Origin of the sequence: Paenibacillus durus (assembly GCF_000756615.1) — a bacterium.
Taxonomy (GTDB): domain Bacteria; phylum Bacillota; class Bacilli; order Paenibacillales; family Paenibacillaceae; genus Paenibacillus_AQ; species Paenibacillus_AQ durus.
In genome coordinates this window covers 4,017,842-4,034,405 of record NZ_CP009288.1, presented here as the reverse complement: position 1 = coordinate 4,034,405, position 16,564 = coordinate 4,017,842, and the positions used below count along the sequence as shown (strand labels likewise).

Sequence of the window (16,564 nt, the reverse complement as noted above, 5' to 3'; positions counted from 1 at the left end):
CCGGTGGCGGAATCGGGGCCAGAACGAAGGAGGTACCCCTACTATGGATACGCAAGGTACTGCAAATAAAGTGAACAGGCATGAACCGCTTGGACTGACCGACGGCCAAGTGATCGACATGTACCGATATATGATGCTTGCGCGCAAATACGACGAGCGCAGTCTGCTGCTGCAGCGGGCCGGAAAGATCAACTTCCACGTCTCGGGCATTGGCCAGGAAGCGGCGCAGGTGGCGGCCGCCTTCGCGCTCGACCGGGAGAACGATTATTTTTTGCCCTATTACCGCGATTACGCATTCGTGCTGTCTGTAGGCATGACGACCCGCGAGCTGCTGCTGTCGGTATTCGCCAAGGAAGAGGACCCGAACAGCGGCGGACGGCAGATGCCCGGCCATTTCGGCAGCAAACGGCTGCGTATCGTTACCGGCTCCAGCCCCGTAACGACACAGGTTCCTCATGCGGTTGGCTTTGCGCTGGCCGCCAAGATGCAGAAGAAGAAGTTTGTCTCTTTCGTCACGTTCGGTGAAGGCTCCAGCAATCAGGGAGATTTTCATGAAGCATGCAATTTTGCCGGAGTCAATAAGCTTCCGGTCATTATCATGTGCGAGAACAACCAGTACGCGATCTCGATTCCGGCTCACCGCCAGCTTGGCGGCAAGGTCAGCGACCGCGCGCTCGGCTATGGCTTCCCGGGCATCCGCGTGGACGGCAACGATCCGCTGGAAGTATACCGCGCCGTCAAGGAAGCCCGCGAACGGGCGATAGCCGGTGAAGGCCCGACGCTGATTGAAGCGATGATGTACCGCCTGTCCCCGCACTCCACCTCCGATAACGACCTTGCGTACCGTACCAAAGAAGAGGTCGAGGAGAACTGGAAAAAAGACGGCGTAGCCCGTTTCCGGGATTATTTGACGGAGCTTGGCCTATGGAGCGAGGAACAAGAACGCGATCTCGCCGCCCAGTATAATCTGGAACTCAAAGAAGCAATCGAATACGCCGACAATGCGCCGTTCCCGAAACCGGAAGATACGCTGCTGCATGTGTACAGCGAATCCGAGGGAGGAGTGTAACCCATGGCAATGATGGAATATATCGACGCCATCCGGCTGGCGATGAAGGAAGAAATGGAACGCGACGACTCCGTCTTTGTTCTTGGTGAAGACGTTGGCGTTAAGGGCGGCGTGTTCACCACGACCAAGGGGCTGCAGGAGCAGTTCGGCGCTGAGCGCGTGCTTGATACGCCGCTTGCGGAATCGGCGATTGCCGGCGTGGCAATCGGCGCGGCGATGTACGGGATGAAGCCGATTGCGGAAATGCAGTATTCCGATTTCATGCTGCCGGCCACCAATCAGATTATCAGCGAAGCGGCCAAAATCCGCTACCGCTCCAATAACGATTGGAGCTGTCCGGTTGTCATCCGTGCGCCGATTGGCGGCGGCATTTTCGGCGGTCTATACCATTCACAGTGTACCGAATCGATATTCTTCGGCACACCGGGTCTAAAGATCGTCGCGCCGTATTCGGCATATGACGCGAAAGGGCTGCTGAAAGCGGCCGTACGCGATCCGGACCCGGTTCTGTTCTTCGAGCATAAGAAATGCTACAAGCTGATCAAGGAGGACGTTCCCGAGATCGACTATACCGTTCCGATCGGTGAAGCGAATCTGCTGCGCGAGGGTGATGATATCACAGTCATCGGCTACAGCCTGCCGCTGCATTTTGCGATGCAGGCGGCGGAGGAATTGGAGCGTGAGCAGGGCATTACGGCGCATATTCTCGATTTGCGCACGCTGCAGCCGCTGGACCGCGAGGCAATCAAGGCAGCCGTGCGGCGGACAGGCAAAGTGCTGATCGTGCATGAGGATAACAAGACGGGCGGCGTAGGCGCAGAGGTTGCGGCGATTATCGCCGAGGAGTGCCTGTTTGAGCTGGACGCGCCGATCTTCCGCCTGTGCGGGCCGGATGTTCCGGCGATGCCGATCAGCCCGCCGATGGAGAAATTTTTCATGCTCAGCAAGGACAAATTGAAAGCGGAAATGCTGCGCCTGGCGCAGTATTAGGGGTAGGCGGGCAAGTGGCCGGGCAGCGCGGGAAGTGCCGACTTCATGCGAAGCGAAATGGAGCGGCTTAGCTGGCTGTGGGGCTCGCTGAAGGCCAAGGGCGCGTTGCTGGCGAGGCCAGCGGAGAAGGCGCGGCCAAGGCCGTAGGGCTAGGCGCGCTAGCGGAAAGGCCTTGATCATAAGCAAACCCGGCGTGGCGCCCTCCCCCTTGAAAGGGAAAAACTCCCTCATATTCGCCTTCAACCGAACAAATCTACCAATGAACGGGAATTGTTCCCGCTTATTTTGCTCATTCGGCTGAAACAGACGGTTTTCAACTGAATAAACTGGAGGTTTTCCGTCTTATTTGATAAAAAGCGCTTCAATCCATAGATTTAACAGGAGAAATTCCCTCTTAGCTATTGAAACCCGGGCTAAAAATGGTTTACAACAACTTGCAACCAATGAAGACACGGTCTTGCGAGAGCGGGACGTTTAAGGAGTGAAAGTATGACCGACAACAAGAAATTGACGGACGTTACGATGCCTCAGCTCGCGGAGTCGCTGGTATCGGCAACCATCGGCAAATGGCTGAAGAAGCCGGGAGATTCGGTGGAGCAGTATGAGCCGCTGTGCGAAGTGATTACGGATAAGGTCAACGCCGAGCTGCCGTCCACGGTGGACGGAGTCATGGGCGACATCCTGGCCGAGGAAGGGCAGACGGTCGCGGTCGGCGAAGTGATCTGCCGGATCGCGGTATCCGCTCCGGCGGCCCCGGCTTCGGCCCCCGCCGAAGCCGCTCCCGCGCGCGCCGAGGCAGCGCCGCGCGCGGCCGTCGCCGCCGCGCCTACAGCGGCGGCGCAGCCTGCGGCATATGGCGCAGCCTATGCCGCGCACGATCCTAACGCGCCGATGCGGGCGCGTTATTCTCCTGCTGTGCAGAGCCTTGCGGCGCAGCACAGCATTGATCTGTCCGCCGTGCCGGGCACCGGCCTCGGCGGACGCGTCACGCGCAAGGACGTGCTGGCGTTCCTTGCGAACGGACCTGCTGCGGCGGCGGCCCCGCCGCAGAGCAGCCCCGCGCCGCAGCCTGCGGCGGGCGGCGCGTACGGCGCAGCCGCGCAGCCGCAGGGCGCGGCGCCCGCCTGGCAGACGGCAAGCTCGCCTGCGCCGGCGGAGACGCTGCCGCCCGTCCGGCACTCCGGGCTGCATCTGTCAGAATTGCCGCGCATCCCGGAAATCGAGGTGGAGAGCGGCCGTTCCGAGTATTTGATCGACGTGACGCCGATCCGCAATACGATTGCTTCGCGGATGCGTCAGAGCGTCTCGGAAATTCCGCATGCCTGGACGATGATCGAGGTGGACGTGACGAACCTTGTGCTGCTGCGCAACAAGCTGAAGGATGAATTCAAGCGCAGAGAAGGGATCAACCTGACGTATCTCGCATTCCTGATGAAGGCTGTCGTCAGCGCGATCAAGGATTACCCGATTATGAATTCGGTCTGGGCGGTTGACAAAATCATTGTCAAGCGGGACATTAATATATCGCTGGCGGTCGGCACCGAGGATTCGGTCTGGACCCCGGTTATCAAGAAGGCGGACCAGAAGAACGTGGCGGGTCTTGCCCGGGAAATAGAAGAACTGGCGATGAAGACTCGCGACGGCAAGCTGCGCGTTGAGGATATGCAGGGCGGAACCTTTACCGTCAACAATACCGGCTCATTCGGCTCGATTCTGTCTTATCCGATCATTAACTATCCGCAGGCGGCCATTTTGACTTTTGAATCGATTGTGAAAAAGCCTGTCGTCATCAACGATATGATCGCTGTCCGTTCGATGGCCAACATTTGCCTCTCGCTGGACCACCGGATTCTCGACGGCGTTATCTGCGGCCGCTTCCTGCAGCGGGTGAAGGATAATATCGAGAGCTACAGCATGGATACGAACGTCTATTAAGCGAAGCGCTCGCGTCGGTACGAATACCGGCCTGACTGGGGTCCGGGTAACCATCGGGCACAAGGACAGGCCGATTCCGGACCGGTTCTTAACGACTGCCGGGATACCAGAACAGGCCGTTTTTTACAAAGGCTTCGTAAGAATCAAGGGCAAAGGAGATGTTAAAGCATGGACACCGCAGAACCTCGGAAGCTGGAAATATCCTATTTTCCCATGATCGAATACAGCCAAGCCTGGGATATGCAAAAAGAGTCGGTCCGCGCCATTGACGCTGGCGAGCGCCTTGAGCGGCTGATTCTTCTGCAGCACCCGCCAACCTATACGATCGGGTCGCAGAACCATCCCGAGCATCTTCTGATGAATGCCGATCAGCTGCGGGAGCAGGGAATCTCCTTGTTTGAAATCGACCGCGGCGGGGACATTACCTATCACGGGCCGGGACAGCTGGTTGGTTACCCGCTGCTAAGAATCGGCGAGCAGGGCAGAGTCGACCTCCACGGCTATCTGCGGTCGCTGGAGCAGGTGATCATCGATTACCTTGCAACCTTCGGCATCGAGGGCGGCAGAAAGCCGGAGTATACCGGAGTATGGGTAGGCGATGTGAAGATTTGCGCCATCGGCGTGAAATTCAATAAGAGCCGCTCACGCAAAGGCTTCTTGACCAGTCACGGCTTCGCCTTTAACATTCGGGAGGGCATTGCGGAAGAAGGCTTCCGGGGAATCATCCCCTGCGGGATTTCACAGTACGGCGTGACCTCGCTGGAAGAGTGCACTGGCCGCAGGTTCGAGATCGAAGAAGTCGCAGCGGCGCTCGTTCCCCATTTTCTGAGCCGGTTCCCCTATGACGGGATCGTGTCGGACTGGGCGAATACCCCGAATGGACAGTAAACGAAGAGCAGCGCAAACAGCGGCCCGGAATATCCGGACCGCTGTGTAATTAGCGGGGAAAGCGCCAAGTCTCGTTATCCGGCAAGAAAAGGCTCGATAACAATCATAAGTGTAGAAGCAACCATTGCGATCAGCATTACATAAATAAAGACGCGGAACCATTTTTGACGTTGCATGTGTGACTCCTTTGAAATTAGTTTAAGTTTAGGGCATACAGCGCTTTTGCCGGGGGATCGGCTACAGCTTATTGTAACGTATACTTGAAAGCGAGGGAAGTCCGGTGGTAGTACAAGACCGATTGATTCAGGAATTTATGGAGCTTGTCCAGATCGACAGCGAGACGAAGAATGAACGGAACATCGCCGATCATTTGATCGGCAAATTCAAGGAGCTGGGACTGGAAGCCGTAGAAGATGATTCACAAGAAAGAACCGGGCACGGCGCGGGCAATCTGATTGTCACGTGGCCTGCGGAGAATGCGGAAGACGCTCCCAAGCTGCTGTTCACCTGCCATATGGATACGGTTGTTCCGGGTCAGGGAATCAAACCGGTGCTCGGCGAAGACGGCTGGATCACGAGCGATGGCACGACCATCCTTGGGGCGGATGACAAAGCGGGTCTGGCCGCGCTCTTTGAAGGGATTCGCGTAATCAAGGAGCAGAACATTCCGCATGGACAGATTCAATTTATCATCACGGCGGGCGAAGAATCCGGGCTGCTCGGCTCGCGCTCGCTCGACCCGAAATATTTGGACGCGGATTTCGGCTTTGCGCTTGATTCCAACGGCGAAATCGGCTCCATCGCGGTAGCCGCTCCGACGCAGGCGAAGATCACGATGGAGATCTTTGGTAAATCCGCCCATGCCGGCGTCAATCCCGAAGACGGCATCAGCGCCATCCAGGTAGCAGGCAAAGCGATTGCCGCGATGAAGCTTGGCCGCATCGACAGTGAGACAACCGCCAATATCGGCAGATTCGCAGGCGGCGGACCGACGAATGTCGTCTGCGACCATGTGCAGCTGGATGCGGAAGCGCGGAGCATTGTCCAGGAAAAAGTGGATCTGCAGCTGGCGCAGATGCGCGAAGCGCTTGAAACTACTGTGCGCGAATACGGGGCGGAATGCGAATTCCGCAGCGAGATCATTTACCCGGCCTTCAGCTTTAACGAGCATGACCCCATTGTGCAGCTGGCTGAGCGGGCCATCTCCTCGGTTGGACTGACACCAAGACGGTTCCCGTCGGGCGGCGGCAGTGACGCCAACGTGTTCAACGGACTGAAAGTACCGACGCTCAACTTGGCAATCGGATATGAGAATATCCATACCACTAAAGAGCGGATCAAGGCGGCTGATATCGTCAAGGCGGCCGAGCTGGTAGTGGCGATTGTCAAGGAAAGCGCAAAAAAATAGCGGCAGACAGCCGCCCGGCGACTCTTGTAAAGGGAAGGAGCCGCAGGCGGCCGCAATGCAGCGAGAAGCTGCTCTATGGGCCGAAATGCCGGCCAATATGAGCAGCTTCTTTTAGTGTTTCAGAAAACAAGAAGGGAAGATCACGAGGGTAGGCCGACTGCCGGATGCCTGTGGAACGGATTGCCGAAGTCGAGAGCGGCCGGATTAGCCCGAGAGGGCACCCTAAGTTTTACATGGCCTGGGGCGTTACACCTTCTTGCAGGCGGTTCTCCGAGTGCAGGTTGATATATTCCCGGTTGTGCAGCGACAACACATAAGCCAGCGGCATATCCGGCCCGAACCGCTTCTGCAAAGCGAGCAGCCCTTGACGAATTTGTTCCGGTTTTCCCGCGATCAACAACCCTGTACGGCCTACCCTGTTATTCATGACGATTTCCTTCTTTCTCTTGAAGTTTGCTATAATACACCGTATGCAGACCAGAGATAAAGGAGACCTGATAAATATGGAAAATCAAGGAACTGGATTGAAAAAAGTATGGCCGGCCAATCCGGCGCTGGACGAGACTACGGTATCCACCCAGCCTATTTTTGAAGGCAGAATTATTACGCTTCAGGTGGACACGGTGACCCTGCCGGACGGCAATACCGCAACCCGGGAAGTAGTTAAGCATCCGGGAGCGGTGGCGGTTCTGGCCCTGAATAAGGGTAAGATGCTCGTTGTCGAGCAGTTCCGCCAGCCGATGGGACGTACGGAAGTGGAGATTCCGGCAGGTAAACTGGACCCCGGCGAAGATCCGCTGGAAGCCGCTGGGCGGGAATTGCAGGAAGAGACGGGCTTTCACAGCGGAAATCTGTTCCTACTGAAATCGTTCTACACCTCTCCGGGTTTCGCCAACGAGATTATTCATCTCTATGTGACGGAGAATGCGCAGAGCGGAGAGATGGCGCTTGACGAGGACGAGTTCCTTGTTGTGACGGAGCTGACTCTTGAAGAAGCGTACGAGTACATTGCCGATGGGCGGATTGCCGACGCGAAGACCATGATGGCGGTCTACGCCTGGCATTTGTATACGCTGACCGGGAAATGGAACTAGGACATAAGGGAGCGCAGCAGGGCTTGAATTTAACGGGACTGGAACACGGGAAGGGCGCCGGGTGGAATCCTGCCGAGCCGGCTTCCGGACGAGGGACGCATGATCTGAATCGGCCCTCCATGGATGAGAAGCACAAGCGGAAAGGGGCCTCGGCCGCATCCTCTTCCGCGCTGGAGCTTGTCCGCTGCTATTGCGACCTGCATGTCCATATCGGCAGAACGTCCGAGGGACAGCCGGTCAAGATCAGCGGCAGCCGCGAGCTGACCTTTGCGGGAATCGCCAAGGAAGCGGCGGAGCGCAAGGGCATCGGCTTGATCGGCATTATCGACAGTCACTCGCCCGCCGTTCAGCGGGATATTCTGAACTGTCTCCATGATGGAGAGATGACGGAGGCCGAAGGCGGCGGCATCGCGTACCGCAGAACGGCAATCATACTCGGTACAGAGATCGAAATCCGCGAGCCCGGGCGCAAAGAATGCCATGTGCTGGCCTTCATGCCCGATCTTAAGGCGATGACCGAATTCAGCCTCTGGATGGGGCGCCATATGCGGAACGTTAACTTAAGCTCCCAGCGCATCTATGTCCCCTCCCGGGAGCTTCAGGACGAAATATACGGGCGCGGAGGGATATTGATACCCGCCCACATCTTCACGCCGCATAAAGGCTTGTACGGCTGCGCCGCCGAGCGGATGGCCGAGCTGTTCGACCTCCGGCGGATCGCTGCGGTGGAACTCGGCCTCAGCGCGGATTCGGAAATGGCCGGTTATATTTCCGAACTCGATCCGTACACGTTTCTGACGAATTCGGATGCTCATTCGCTGGGGAAGATCGGACGCGAATACAATGAAATGGAGCTCGCCGACCCTTCGTTTGCGGAGCTGCGGCTTGCGCTCGAAGGCCGCGAAGGCCGCCGGGTTACGGCCAACTACGGGCTGAACCCCCGGCTTGGCAAGTATCACCGGACGTACTGCGCGGGCTGCGGCAGCATTATCGACGAAGCTTATGCAACCTCGCAGCGCTGTCCGTACTGCGGCAGCGTAAAGCTGGTGCAGGGTGTGCTGGACCGGATTCTGAATATCGCGGACAGGGAGGAGCCGGTCGTTCCGGACCGCCGCCCGCCTTACCGTTATCAGGTTCCGCTGGAGTTTATTCCGGGTCTTGGAAAGGCGAAGATGAATCTTCTGCTGGAGGCCTTCGGCACTGAGATGAATATTCTGCATGAAGCCGGCGAGGAGGAACTGGCTGTGGTAGCCGGTGTGGAGCTGGCTGCGAAGATCGCCGCCGCCCGCTCCGGAAGCCTGGAGCTTACCGCCGGCGGGGGCGGAACGTACGGAAGGGTAGCCCTTGCGCCCAAGGACAAGTCATAGAGCGGGGCGTTTCTTCATATGGTGTAACATGTGACCATGAGAGGAGAACGTCCCGATGCGGAACTTCCGTCATATGATTAAGGAGCAGACACCGCTTTATATTTTTGTCGCCGTATTATTCTTGGTAGGGGTCGTCTTCGGCGCCCTGATCGTCAGCGCGCTGACGATGGACCAGCAACAGGAGCTCAGCGACTATCTGGGCAATTTCTTTATGACCGTGGATCAGCACGGGCTACCCGCGGCGCCGGAATCGTTCTGGAGCATAGCAGGTCTTCATCTGAAATGGATCGGCCTCATCTGGATTCTCGGCCTGTCGGTTATCGGGCTTCCCGGTATACTTGTCCTGGATTTCCTCAAGGGCGTGCTCATCGGCTTCACGGTCGGCTGCCTGGTAAGCCAATATTCATGGCATGGCCTGCTGTTCGCGCTCGTGTCCGTCGCTCCGCATAATCTGGTGGTGATTCCGGCGCTTCTCGTATGCAGCGCGGCGGCCATCGCGTTCTCGCTGCTCATGATCCGCAGCAGGGTGACTGCTCGCCGTCCGCTTCGCGTCGGGCGTCCTTTTGCCATGTATACGCTGCTGTCTTTTGTTATGGCCCTCTTAATTCTCGGCGTATCCTCCTTCGAGACGTGGGTTACACCGACAATGATGCGCTGGGTGACCCCCTCTTTGGTGCAGTCGGCGGCGGAATATAACGGACAGTAAAAGCGTTTGACTTCTCAAGATTACTCCCCCTATAATGAAAGAAGTGACTTTAAGAGAGAACACAGCGCTATTTTCCTGGGGGGAGGGAGAATGATGATGGAAGACAAGATCGATAAAATTAAGCAGCAACTGCAATCCCAAGGATACAAGCTTACACCCCAACGGGAAGCGACCGTACGCGTACTGCTGGAGAATGAGGACGATCATCTCAGCGCCGAAGACGTGTTCATGCTCGTAAAGGAGAAGGCTCCGGAGATTGGTCTCGCCACCGTATATCGTACCCTTGAACTCCTCAGCGAGCTTCATATCGTAGAGAAGATCAACTTCGGCGACGGCGTCGCCAGATATGATCTGCGGACGGATACTTCCAAGCATCATCATCATCATATGATATGTGTGCAATGCGGCAGCATGGATGAGATCCGCGAAGACTGGCTTGCGCCATTGGAAGAGAAACTGTATAAGGAATTCAATTTCTCGGTCATCGATCACCGGCTTGATTTTCACGGGATCTGCTACCGCTGCAGGGAGAAGAACAATTCGGAAGGTAAACGTTCTGAGTAAATTCATAGACCTATTAAGTTACATGAAGTTAATAGAAGATACACCCAGTAGCTCTCCCCGGCACTCTGCCGGAGAGAGCTTTTTGGTGGTGTCAGTAAGCCTTCTCATAACGCCAGAATATACATAAGCGGGCCGGAAGCTGCATAAATTGGGAAGGGATTGTCCGTATCAGCGGCAAAGCTATGAGGGCATCGGTTTTTTGCAGGGGTCAAAAGTTTTTCGCGGGAGGAATGCAAAATGATCATTTCCGTACCCAAAGCGCTTCGACGGCTCTGTTACATTGTGATATTTGTCGCATTGAGCTGCCTGTTCTATAATATAATGGACCTGCTTCACAGCTGGATCAATCCGGTTCCCGATCCGTACATACCGGAAGGCTCGGCAGTTCGGGCGTTTCACGAGATTCAGCCCGGGGGAGAGGCAATGAATCCGGGAGAAAGGCTTCGCCTGTACTACTGGTACGGGGAGTGAATTCGCTTTAGGCAGGAATAATTACGAAAGTTGTCGAATGAAACGTTTAGAAACGGGGGGTTCTTCCGGGGCTGTAAGTTTTGCGCGTTGTGGCGCCCTTTGCGCCGAATTTTTAACCGCATCTATGCGGCGCGCCAGGGTGGGAGCGTGGACCAATGAAGTCACACTTGCAGGCCTTTTTGCAGTATCTTTCCCGTGAAAAAAACGTGTCGCCCAGCACTCTGGAATCCTACGGACGCGATGTCTCACAGTTTCTGCACTATGCCGAAGGACGGGGCGTCCTAACCGTGGACGATATCCGCAAGCCGCTGATTACGCTCTATCTCGGCGGGCTTAAAGCGGCGGGCCGGGCGGCGGCGACCATTAACCGGAACCAGGTCTCGATCCGCGCCTTTTTTCAATTTCTGCTAAAAGAAAGGCTGATCACCGCCGATCCGACGCTTGAGATGGAAGCGGTAAGGTCCGAGAAGAAAGCTCCGATGGTGCTGAGCGTTGAAGAGGTAGAGCAGCTGCTGGCAGCGCCCGATCTCATGACTCCACACGGGCTTCGCGACAAGGCTATGCTTGAACTGCTGTATGCTGCCGGAATCCGGGTGTCCGAGCTGATCATGCTTGATGTTGGCGATGTGCAGCCCGGCCTGGGATTTGCACGGTGCTGCGGCTTCGGCGGCAAGGAACGGGTGGTGCCGATTGGGGTCATCGCGTCGGAATGCGTGGAGGCTTATACCAGGGACAGCCGGGACAAGCTGCTGCGTGAAGACAAGAACGAACCGGCGCTGTTTCTCAACAGTCTAGGCGGCAGGCTTACCCGGCAGGGGTTCTGGAAAATAATTAAAAAATATGCGAAGGAGACGAATATCCGGCAGGATATTACGCCGCATACGCTGCGGCATTCGTTCGCCGCCCATCTGCTGGAAAGAGGGGCCGATCTGCGCTCCGTGCAGCAGATGCTCGGACATGCCGATATTTCCACGACGCAGATGTACAGCGGCATCGCCCGCGCAAATATGAAAGAAGTTTATGAAAAGCATCATCCCCGGGCGCGCTAATGTATTTTTTTGGGAAAACATATCCATTATAACCATTACTTAAGCTAAAGGGAGCGTGGACGGAAGTGTCCTCTTTTAAACGGATTTGCTTTATCGTACTTGACAGCGTCGGCATCGGGGAGGCCCCGGACGCCGCCGGCTTCGGCGATGCGGGCGCGCATACGCTCGGCCATATTCTGGAGCGGAACCCTGGGCTAAAGCTGCCGAATATGCAGCGTTTGGGCCTGGCGAATATCGCCCCGCTGCCGCCGCTTGAGCCGGCTTCGGCACCGGAAGCCTATTATGGAAAGATGCAGGAGGTTTCCGTTGGCAAAGATACGATGACCGGCCACTGGGAATTGATGGGCCTGAAGATCGAGACGCCGTTCAATACGTATCCGGACGGATTTCCCGCGGAGCTTATACAGAAATTCGAGGCTGCCACAGGCCGCAAGGTGCTTGGCAACAAACCGGCCTCCGGTACCGAAATTCTTGTGGAATACGGCGAAGAGCAGATGAAGACGGGGGCCTGGATCGTCTACACCTCTGCGGACAGCGTGTTTCAGCTGGCTGCGCATGAGGAGATCATCCCGCTGGACGAGCTGTACCGCGCCTGCCATATCGCCAGAGAGCTGACGATGGCGCCTGAATTCTCGGTCGGCCGTGTCATTGCCCGGCCCTACGTCGGTGAGCCGGGAAGCTTTACCCGGACGCCGAACCGGCATGATTATGCGGTGAAGCCGCCGAAGCCGACGGTAATGAACGCGCTGGCCGACATCGGCAGGGATGTGATCGCCGTTGGCAAGATCAACGATATTTTTACGGGCGAGGGCGTGTCGGTTTCTTACCCTACCAAGAGCAATGAACATGGTATCGAAGTGACGATTGAACAGCTTCGTAAGCCGTTTGACGGGCTGCTGTTCACGAATTTGGTCGATTTCGATTCCCTCTATGGACACCGGCGCGATCCGGAAGGCTACGGCCGTGCTCTTGAAGTGTTCGATAAGGCGCTGCCGGATATTATGTCCGCCTTGGGCGAGGACGATCTGCTGATTGTGTCCGCCGACCACGGCAATGATCCCGTACACAGCGGAACCGACCATACCCGCGAATACGTGCCTCTGCTCGTATATGGTCCGAAGCTTAAGGCCCCGAGCAGTCTTGGCGTTCGGAAGACCTTTTCCGATGTGGCGGCGACAATCGCCGAGAATTTCGGAGCAGCGGCGCCGCAGTACGGGACTAGCTTCCTTGGAGAGCTGAAGTAATCCGCCTGACGGCGGCATGGATTTTTTGGAATCTGCATCATAATTACGCACACGCCTACATTTAAGGAGGAGCATACATGACGAACACAGTAAGCCTCGGCGCGATTCAGGAAGCAGCAGAGTACATCAAGAGTAAAGGGGCGGAAGCGCCGGAAATCGGGCTGATTCTCGGCTCCGGGCTCGGTATTCTGGCCGATTTGATCCAAGACGGGATTAGTATCCCTTATCAGGATATCCCCCATTTTCCGGTGTCCACTGTTGAAGGACATGAAGGAGAGCTGCTGATCGGTACGATCGAAGGCCGCAAGGTCGTGATGATGAAAGGCCGCTTTCATATGTACGAGGGTTACGGACCGGAGACGACGGCGTTTCCAGTACGCGTGATGAAGGAACTGGGCGTAACCAGCCTGCTCGTGACCAACGCCGCGGGCGGTGTGAATACGGATTTCTCGGCGGGGGATTTGATGCTCCTTACCGACCATCTTAACCTGACGGGCCGCAATCCGCTGATCGGACCGAATGATGCTAAGCTTGGCGTGCGCTTCCCTGATATGTCCGAGCCGTACAGCCGCCGGCTGATCGCTGTGGCGCGCGAAACGGCGAAGGCCCAGAACTTCACGTTCAAAGAAGGCATCTACGCGGGCCTGCTCGGGCCGTGCTATGAGACGCCGGCCGAGATTGTCATGCTGCGCCGCCTGGGCGCCGATGCGGTCGGCATGTCCACTGTATCCGAGACCATCGTCGCCCGCCATGCCGGTATCGAGGTGCTCGGCATCTCCTGTATTACGAACATGGCCGCTGGCATTCTCGACCAGCCCTTGTCCCATGATGAGGTCATGGAGACAGCGGAGCGGGTGCGCGAACGCTTCTTGAGCCTTGTGCTTGCTCTTATTCCGAACATGTAGAAGGAGGAATCCACAATGACACAATCCGCAAACAGCGCACCTGATGCCGTTGCTTATGGCGTACAGGTGAAGGAAGCCGCCGCCTATGTAGAATCCAAGCTGGGCTCTTATAAGCCCGTTATCGGCCTGATCCTCGGTTCCGGCCTTGGCGATCTGGGCGACCAGATTGAGGATGCCGTATATTTGCCTTACGAAGAGATTCCTCATTTTCCGCGCTCGACGGTGGAAGGACATGCCGGACGGTTCGTCATCGGCAAGCTGGAAGGCAAGGACGTCATCATTATGCAGGGACGTTTCCACTATTACGAAGGCTATGCGATGCGCAAGGTTGTGCTGCCCGTTTACGTTCTGGCCAAGCTCGGCATCGGTACGCTCGTTATCACCAATGCGGGCGGCGGCATGAACCGGGCGTTCAAAGCAGGCGACCTGATGCTGATCACCGATCATCTGAATATGACGGGGGACAACCCGCTGATCGGACCGAATGATCCGGAGCTTGGCGTACGGTTCCCGGACATGTCCCGCGCTTACGATCCGGAATATATCGCGCTTGCCAAGAAGCTGGCGCCCGAAATCAAGGGGGCGGATGGAGAAAGCTTGAAGCTTCAGGAAGGGGTATACGCAGGCATCAGCGGCCCGACCTATGAGACGCCGTCCGAGCTGAATATGCTCGCGTTACTCGGCGGCGACGCCGTCGGCATGTCGACTGTTCCCGAAGTCATCGCCGCGAGCCACAGCAGATTGAGAGTGCTCGGCATTACCTGTATCACCGACATGGCGATCGGCGACGAACTGGAGCCATTGACGCATGAGCAGGTAGTCAAGGTGGCGAATCTAACCAAACCGAAGTTTATCGGTCTTGTCCGCGCTTTCGTGCGCGAGGTACAAATTTAATATGCGGGCCATCGACATTATCCATAAGAAAAGAGACGGAGGCGAGCTGAGCCGCGAGGAAATCTCATTCCTCATCCAGGGTTACAGCCGCGGGGAAATACCTGATTATCAAATGTCCGCCTGGGCGATGGCCGTCTATTTCCGGGGCATGAACGCCCGCGAGACCGGCGATTTAACCCTGGAAATGGCCAAGTCCGGCGACCAGGTCGATCTCAGTCCGATTGCGGGCATCAAGGTGGACAAGCATTCAACGGGAGGCGTGGGCGATAAGACGACCGTCGTTCTCGCTCCACTAGTGGCATCGGCAGGGGTTCCGGTCGCCAAAATGTCCGGGCGCGGCCTCGGCCACACCGGCGGCACGCTGGACAAGCTGGAGTCCATCTCCGGCTTCTCCGTCGAGATGGACCGCGAGCGCTTTTTCGCTCAGGTCGGCGAAATCGGCGCGGCGGTTATCGGCCAGTCGGGCAATATTACCCCGGCTGACAAGAAGCTGTACGCTCTGCGTGACGTGACCGCTACCGTGGAATCCATTCCGCTCATCGCCAGCTCCGTCATGAGCAAGAAAATCGCCGCCGGCGCGGACGCCATCGTGCTTGATGTCAAGACCGGCAGCGGTGCGTTCATGAAGACGCTGGATGATTCCATCGCGCTGGCGCAGGCGATGGTTGATATCGGAACCCAGCTTGGCCGCAACACGGTCGCCGTCATCAGCGACATGGATCAGCCGCTCGGGTACGGCATCGGCAACGCGCTGGAAATCAAGGAAGGCATCGAAACGCTGCGCGGCCATGGTCCGAAGGATCTCACGGAAGTATGCCTGATCCTTGGCAGCCAGATGCTGGTTCTCGGCGGCAAGGCGCAGGATACGGAGGAAGCCCGCAGGGTCCTTCAGGAGCACATCGCGGACGGCAGCGCCTTTGAGAAGCTGAAGGTGATCGTCGCGGCCCAAGGCGGGAATGTTGCTCAGATTGAATCGCCTTCGATGCTGCCCGCCGCCCGGAAGCAGGTGGAGGTTAAAGCGGCGGCAGACGGCCATATCGAAGCGATCCAGGCCGAAGAAATCGGCATCGCCGCCATGCTGCTCGGCGCGGGACGGGAGACGAAGGAATCCGTCATCGACCTGGCTGTCGGCATCGTGCTGTCGAAGAAGGTTGGCGACGCCGTCTCCGCCGGAGATACGTTGGCCGTCCTGCATGTGAACGACGCTTCCGGCAGCAAGGTGAAGGAAGCCGAGGAGAAGGTGCTGGAAGCCTACCGCATTACGGCTCAGCCTGTAACGCCTCCGCCACTCGTCTATGCCATCGTTACAAAGGATGGCGTAACCCGGTATTAGTGGAGTATACTGGGATTGATTGTATTTTATGTGGTGGAGGAGAAGGAATGAGCCAAGCGTTTAAATTGTTGGATCCGCAAGAATTGTCGGATAATGTATTCAAGCTGATTGGGGAAGACTGGATGCTGATCACGGCAGGAGGAGCCGAGCGGTACAACACGATGACAGCCAGCTGGGGCGGACTGGGTATCCTCTGGCACAAAAAAATCGCTTTTTGCGTAGTAAGGCCAACCCGATACACCTATGAATTTATGGAGTCCTCGGATACGTTCTCGCTGTCGTTCTTTACGGAGGATTACCGGAGTGCGCTGGAGATTTGCGGCAGCGCCTCGGGAAGAGATACGGATAAAGCGGAGGCAGCGGATATCACTCCGGTGGAAGACACGCCTGGGATCGTGTATTTCCAGGAGGCCAGACTCGTACTTGAATGCCGCAAGCTCTACTATCAGGACCTAGACCCGGCTAAATTTCTGGATGAAAGCATTCATCAGATGTATCCCAAAAAAGATTACCATCGTTTGTATGTTGGTGAAATTACGCAGGTCCGGATTAAAGAATAAATTCGATTGACAATTTATTTTGATACGGCAAGAACGGCCATTCCCTTTGGGGTTTGGCCGTTTTTTTTATATTTTATCTGGAAATAC

The 16,564-nt window shown here is 56.7% G+C and carries 18 protein-coding genes; 16 read left to right on the top strand and 2 right to left on the bottom strand.

All coding sequences use genetic code 11. The features are described 5' to 3' along the window. The first annotated feature begins 43 nt into the window (after positions 1-43). The 4 genes from PDUR_RS17280 (at position 44) to lipB (ending at position 4,882) form a co-directional block, all read left to right on the top strand. Positions 44-1,069: a thiamine pyrophosphate-dependent dehydrogenase E1 component subunit alpha gene (locus PDUR_RS17280; RefSeq protein ID WP_042207399.1), complete on the top strand. Its 1,026-nt coding sequence runs from the start codon at positions 44-46 to the stop codon at positions 1,067-1,069. Positions 1,070-1,072: 3 nt separating this feature from the next. Beyond that, on the top strand, positions 1,073-2,059 hold the full coding sequence (locus PDUR_RS17275; protein WP_042207398.1) for an alpha-ketoacid dehydrogenase subunit beta: 987 nt from the start codon (positions 1,073-1,075) through the stop codon (positions 2,057-2,059). 489 nt (positions 2,060-2,548) lie between these two features. Further along, positions 2,549-3,994, top strand: a complete 1,446-nt coding sequence (locus PDUR_RS17270; RefSeq protein ID WP_042207397.1) for a dihydrolipoamide acetyltransferase family protein — start codon at positions 2,549-2,551, stop codon at positions 3,992-3,994. Between the two features lie 168 nt (positions 3,995-4,162). Continuing rightward, the gene (gene lipB / locus PDUR_RS17265; protein WP_042207396.1) at positions 4,163-4,882 is read left to right on the top strand and encodes a lipoyl(octanoyl) transferase LipB; all 720 of its coding nucleotides are present in this window, start codon (positions 4,163-4,165) and stop codon (positions 4,880-4,882) included. 74 nt (positions 4,883-4,956) lie between these two features. On the opposite strand, the gene prli42 is transcribed toward lipB, so the two are convergent. Beyond that, complete coding sequence (prli42, locus tag PDUR_RS28820) at positions 4,957-5,058, bottom strand: stressosome-associated protein Prli42 (protein ID WP_144415233.1); 102 nt, start codon at positions 5,056-5,058, stop codon at positions 4,957-4,959. Positions 5,059-5,162: 104 nt separating this feature from the next. Here prli42 and PDUR_RS17260 point away from each other — a divergent pair, with 104 nt between their 5' ends. After that, complete coding sequence (locus PDUR_RS17260) at positions 5,163-6,290, top strand: M20/M25/M40 family metallo-hydrolase (protein ID WP_042207395.1); 1,128 nt, start codon at positions 5,163-5,165, stop codon at positions 6,288-6,290. A 229-nt stretch (positions 6,291-6,519) separates the two neighbouring features. Here the strand turns inward: PDUR_RS17260 and PDUR_RS17255 are convergent, their stop codons facing one another. Beyond that, positions 6,520-6,717 (bottom strand): hypothetical protein, encoded by a 198-nt coding sequence (locus tag PDUR_RS17255; protein WP_042207394.1) that lies wholly within the window; start codon positions 6,715-6,717, stop codon positions 6,520-6,522. 76 nt (positions 6,718-6,793) lie between these two features. Here PDUR_RS17255 and PDUR_RS17250 point away from each other — a divergent pair, with 76 nt between their 5' ends. From PDUR_RS17250 to PDUR_RS17200, 11 genes are all read left to right on the top strand, one after another. After that, the gene (locus tag PDUR_RS17250) at positions 6,794-7,384 is read left to right on the top strand and encodes an NUDIX hydrolase (protein WP_042207393.1); all 591 of its coding nucleotides are present in this window, start codon (positions 6,794-6,796) and stop codon (positions 7,382-7,384) included. 119 nt (positions 7,385-7,503) lie between these two features. After that, positions 7,504-8,751: an endonuclease Q family protein gene (locus PDUR_RS17245; protein ID WP_042209453.1), complete on the top strand. Its 1,248-nt coding sequence runs from the start codon at positions 7,504-7,506 to the stop codon at positions 8,749-8,751. Between the two features lie 55 nt (positions 8,752-8,806). After that, on the top strand, positions 8,807-9,457 hold the full coding sequence (gene spoIIM, locus PDUR_RS17240) for a stage II sporulation protein M (RefSeq protein ID WP_042207392.1): 651 nt from the start codon (positions 8,807-8,809) through the stop codon (positions 9,455-9,457). A 96-nt stretch (positions 9,458-9,553) separates the two neighbouring features. Beyond that, positions 9,554-10,021 (top strand): ferric iron uptake transcriptional regulator, encoded by a 468-nt coding sequence (gene fur / locus PDUR_RS17235; RefSeq protein WP_042209452.1) that lies wholly within the window; start codon positions 9,554-9,556, stop codon positions 10,019-10,021. Between the two features lie 237 nt (positions 10,022-10,258). After that, positions 10,259-10,492 (top strand): DUF4227 family protein, encoded by a 234-nt coding sequence (locus PDUR_RS17230; RefSeq protein WP_042207391.1) that lies wholly within the window; start codon positions 10,259-10,261, stop codon positions 10,490-10,492. Between the two features lie 155 nt (positions 10,493-10,647). Further along, positions 10,648-11,541, top strand: a complete 894-nt coding sequence (gene xerD / locus PDUR_RS17225) for a site-specific tyrosine recombinase XerD (protein WP_042207390.1) — start codon at positions 10,648-10,650, stop codon at positions 11,539-11,541. A 65-nt stretch (positions 11,542-11,606) separates the two neighbouring features. Beyond that, a complete protein-coding gene (gene deoB / locus PDUR_RS17220) occupies positions 11,607-12,785 on the top strand; it encodes a phosphopentomutase (protein WP_042207389.1) in 1,179 nt (392 codons plus the stop codon). Between the two features lie 77 nt (positions 12,786-12,862). After that, complete coding sequence (locus tag PDUR_RS17215; protein WP_042207388.1) at positions 12,863-13,690, top strand: purine-nucleoside phosphorylase; 828 nt, start codon at positions 12,863-12,865, stop codon at positions 13,688-13,690. A gap of 15 nt (positions 13,691-13,705) precedes the next feature. Further along, complete coding sequence (locus PDUR_RS17210; RefSeq protein ID WP_042207387.1) at positions 13,706-14,584, top strand: purine-nucleoside phosphorylase; 879 nt, start codon at positions 13,706-13,708, stop codon at positions 14,582-14,584. 1 nt (position 14,585) lies between these two features. Further along, positions 14,586-15,917, top strand: a complete 1,332-nt coding sequence (locus PDUR_RS17205) for a pyrimidine-nucleoside phosphorylase (RefSeq protein ID WP_042207386.1) — start codon at positions 14,586-14,588, stop codon at positions 15,915-15,917. A gap of 47 nt (positions 15,918-15,964) precedes the next feature. Next, the gene (locus PDUR_RS17200) at positions 15,965-16,477 is read left to right on the top strand and encodes a flavin reductase family protein (RefSeq protein ID WP_042207385.1); all 513 of its coding nucleotides are present in this window, start codon (positions 15,965-15,967) and stop codon (positions 16,475-16,477) included. Positions 16,478-16,564: the final 87 nt, after the last annotated feature.

Excerpts from the sequence above, each read along its gene's own strand:
- PDUR_RS17280 (WP_042207399.1), top strand. The coding sequence starts at position 44 with ATGGATACGCAAGGTACTGCAAATAAAGTGAACAGGCATGAACCGCTT.
- PDUR_RS17275 (WP_042207398.1), top strand. The coding sequence starts at position 1,073 with ATGGCAATGATGGAATATATCGACGCCATCCGGCTGGCGATGAAGGAA.
- PDUR_RS17270 (WP_042207397.1), top strand. The coding sequence starts at position 2,549 with ATGACCGACAACAAGAAATTGACGGACGTTACGATGCCTCAGCTCGCG.
- lipB (WP_042207396.1), top strand. The coding sequence starts at position 4,163 with ATGGACACCGCAGAACCTCGGAAGCTGGAAATATCCTATTTTCCCATG.
- prli42 (WP_144415233.1), bottom strand. The coding sequence starts at position 5,058 with ATGCAACGTCAAAAATGGTTCCGCGTCTTTATTTATGTAATGCTGATC.
- PDUR_RS17255 (WP_042207394.1), bottom strand. The coding sequence starts at position 6,717 with ATGAATAACAGGGTAGGCCGTACAGGGTTGTTGATCGCGGGAAAACCG.
- PDUR_RS17250 (WP_042207393.1), top strand. The coding sequence starts at position 6,794 with ATGGAAAATCAAGGAACTGGATTGAAAAAAGTATGGCCGGCCAATCCG.
- PDUR_RS17245 (WP_042209453.1), top strand. The coding sequence starts at position 7,504 with ATGGATGAGAAGCACAAGCGGAAAGGGGCCTCGGCCGCATCCTCTTCC.
- spoIIM (WP_042207392.1), top strand. The coding sequence starts at position 8,807 with ATGCGGAACTTCCGTCATATGATTAAGGAGCAGACACCGCTTTATATT.
- fur (WP_042209452.1), top strand. The coding sequence starts at position 9,554 with ATGGAAGACAAGATCGATAAAATTAAGCAGCAACTGCAATCCCAAGGA.
- PDUR_RS17230 (WP_042207391.1), top strand. The coding sequence starts at position 10,259 with ATGATCATTTCCGTACCCAAAGCGCTTCGACGGCTCTGTTACATTGTG.
- xerD (WP_042207390.1), top strand. The coding sequence starts at position 10,648 with ATGAAGTCACACTTGCAGGCCTTTTTGCAGTATCTTTCCCGTGAAAAA.
- PDUR_RS17215 (WP_042207388.1), top strand. The coding sequence starts at position 12,863 with ATGACGAACACAGTAAGCCTCGGCGCGATTCAGGAAGCAGCAGAGTAC.
- PDUR_RS17210 (WP_042207387.1), top strand. The coding sequence starts at position 13,706 with ATGACACAATCCGCAAACAGCGCACCTGATGCCGTTGCTTATGGCGTA.
- PDUR_RS17205 (WP_042207386.1), top strand. The coding sequence starts at position 14,586 with ATGCGGGCCATCGACATTATCCATAAGAAAAGAGACGGAGGCGAGCTG.
- PDUR_RS17200 (WP_042207385.1), top strand. The coding sequence starts at position 15,965 with ATGAGCCAAGCGTTTAAATTGTTGGATCCGCAAGAATTGTCGGATAAT.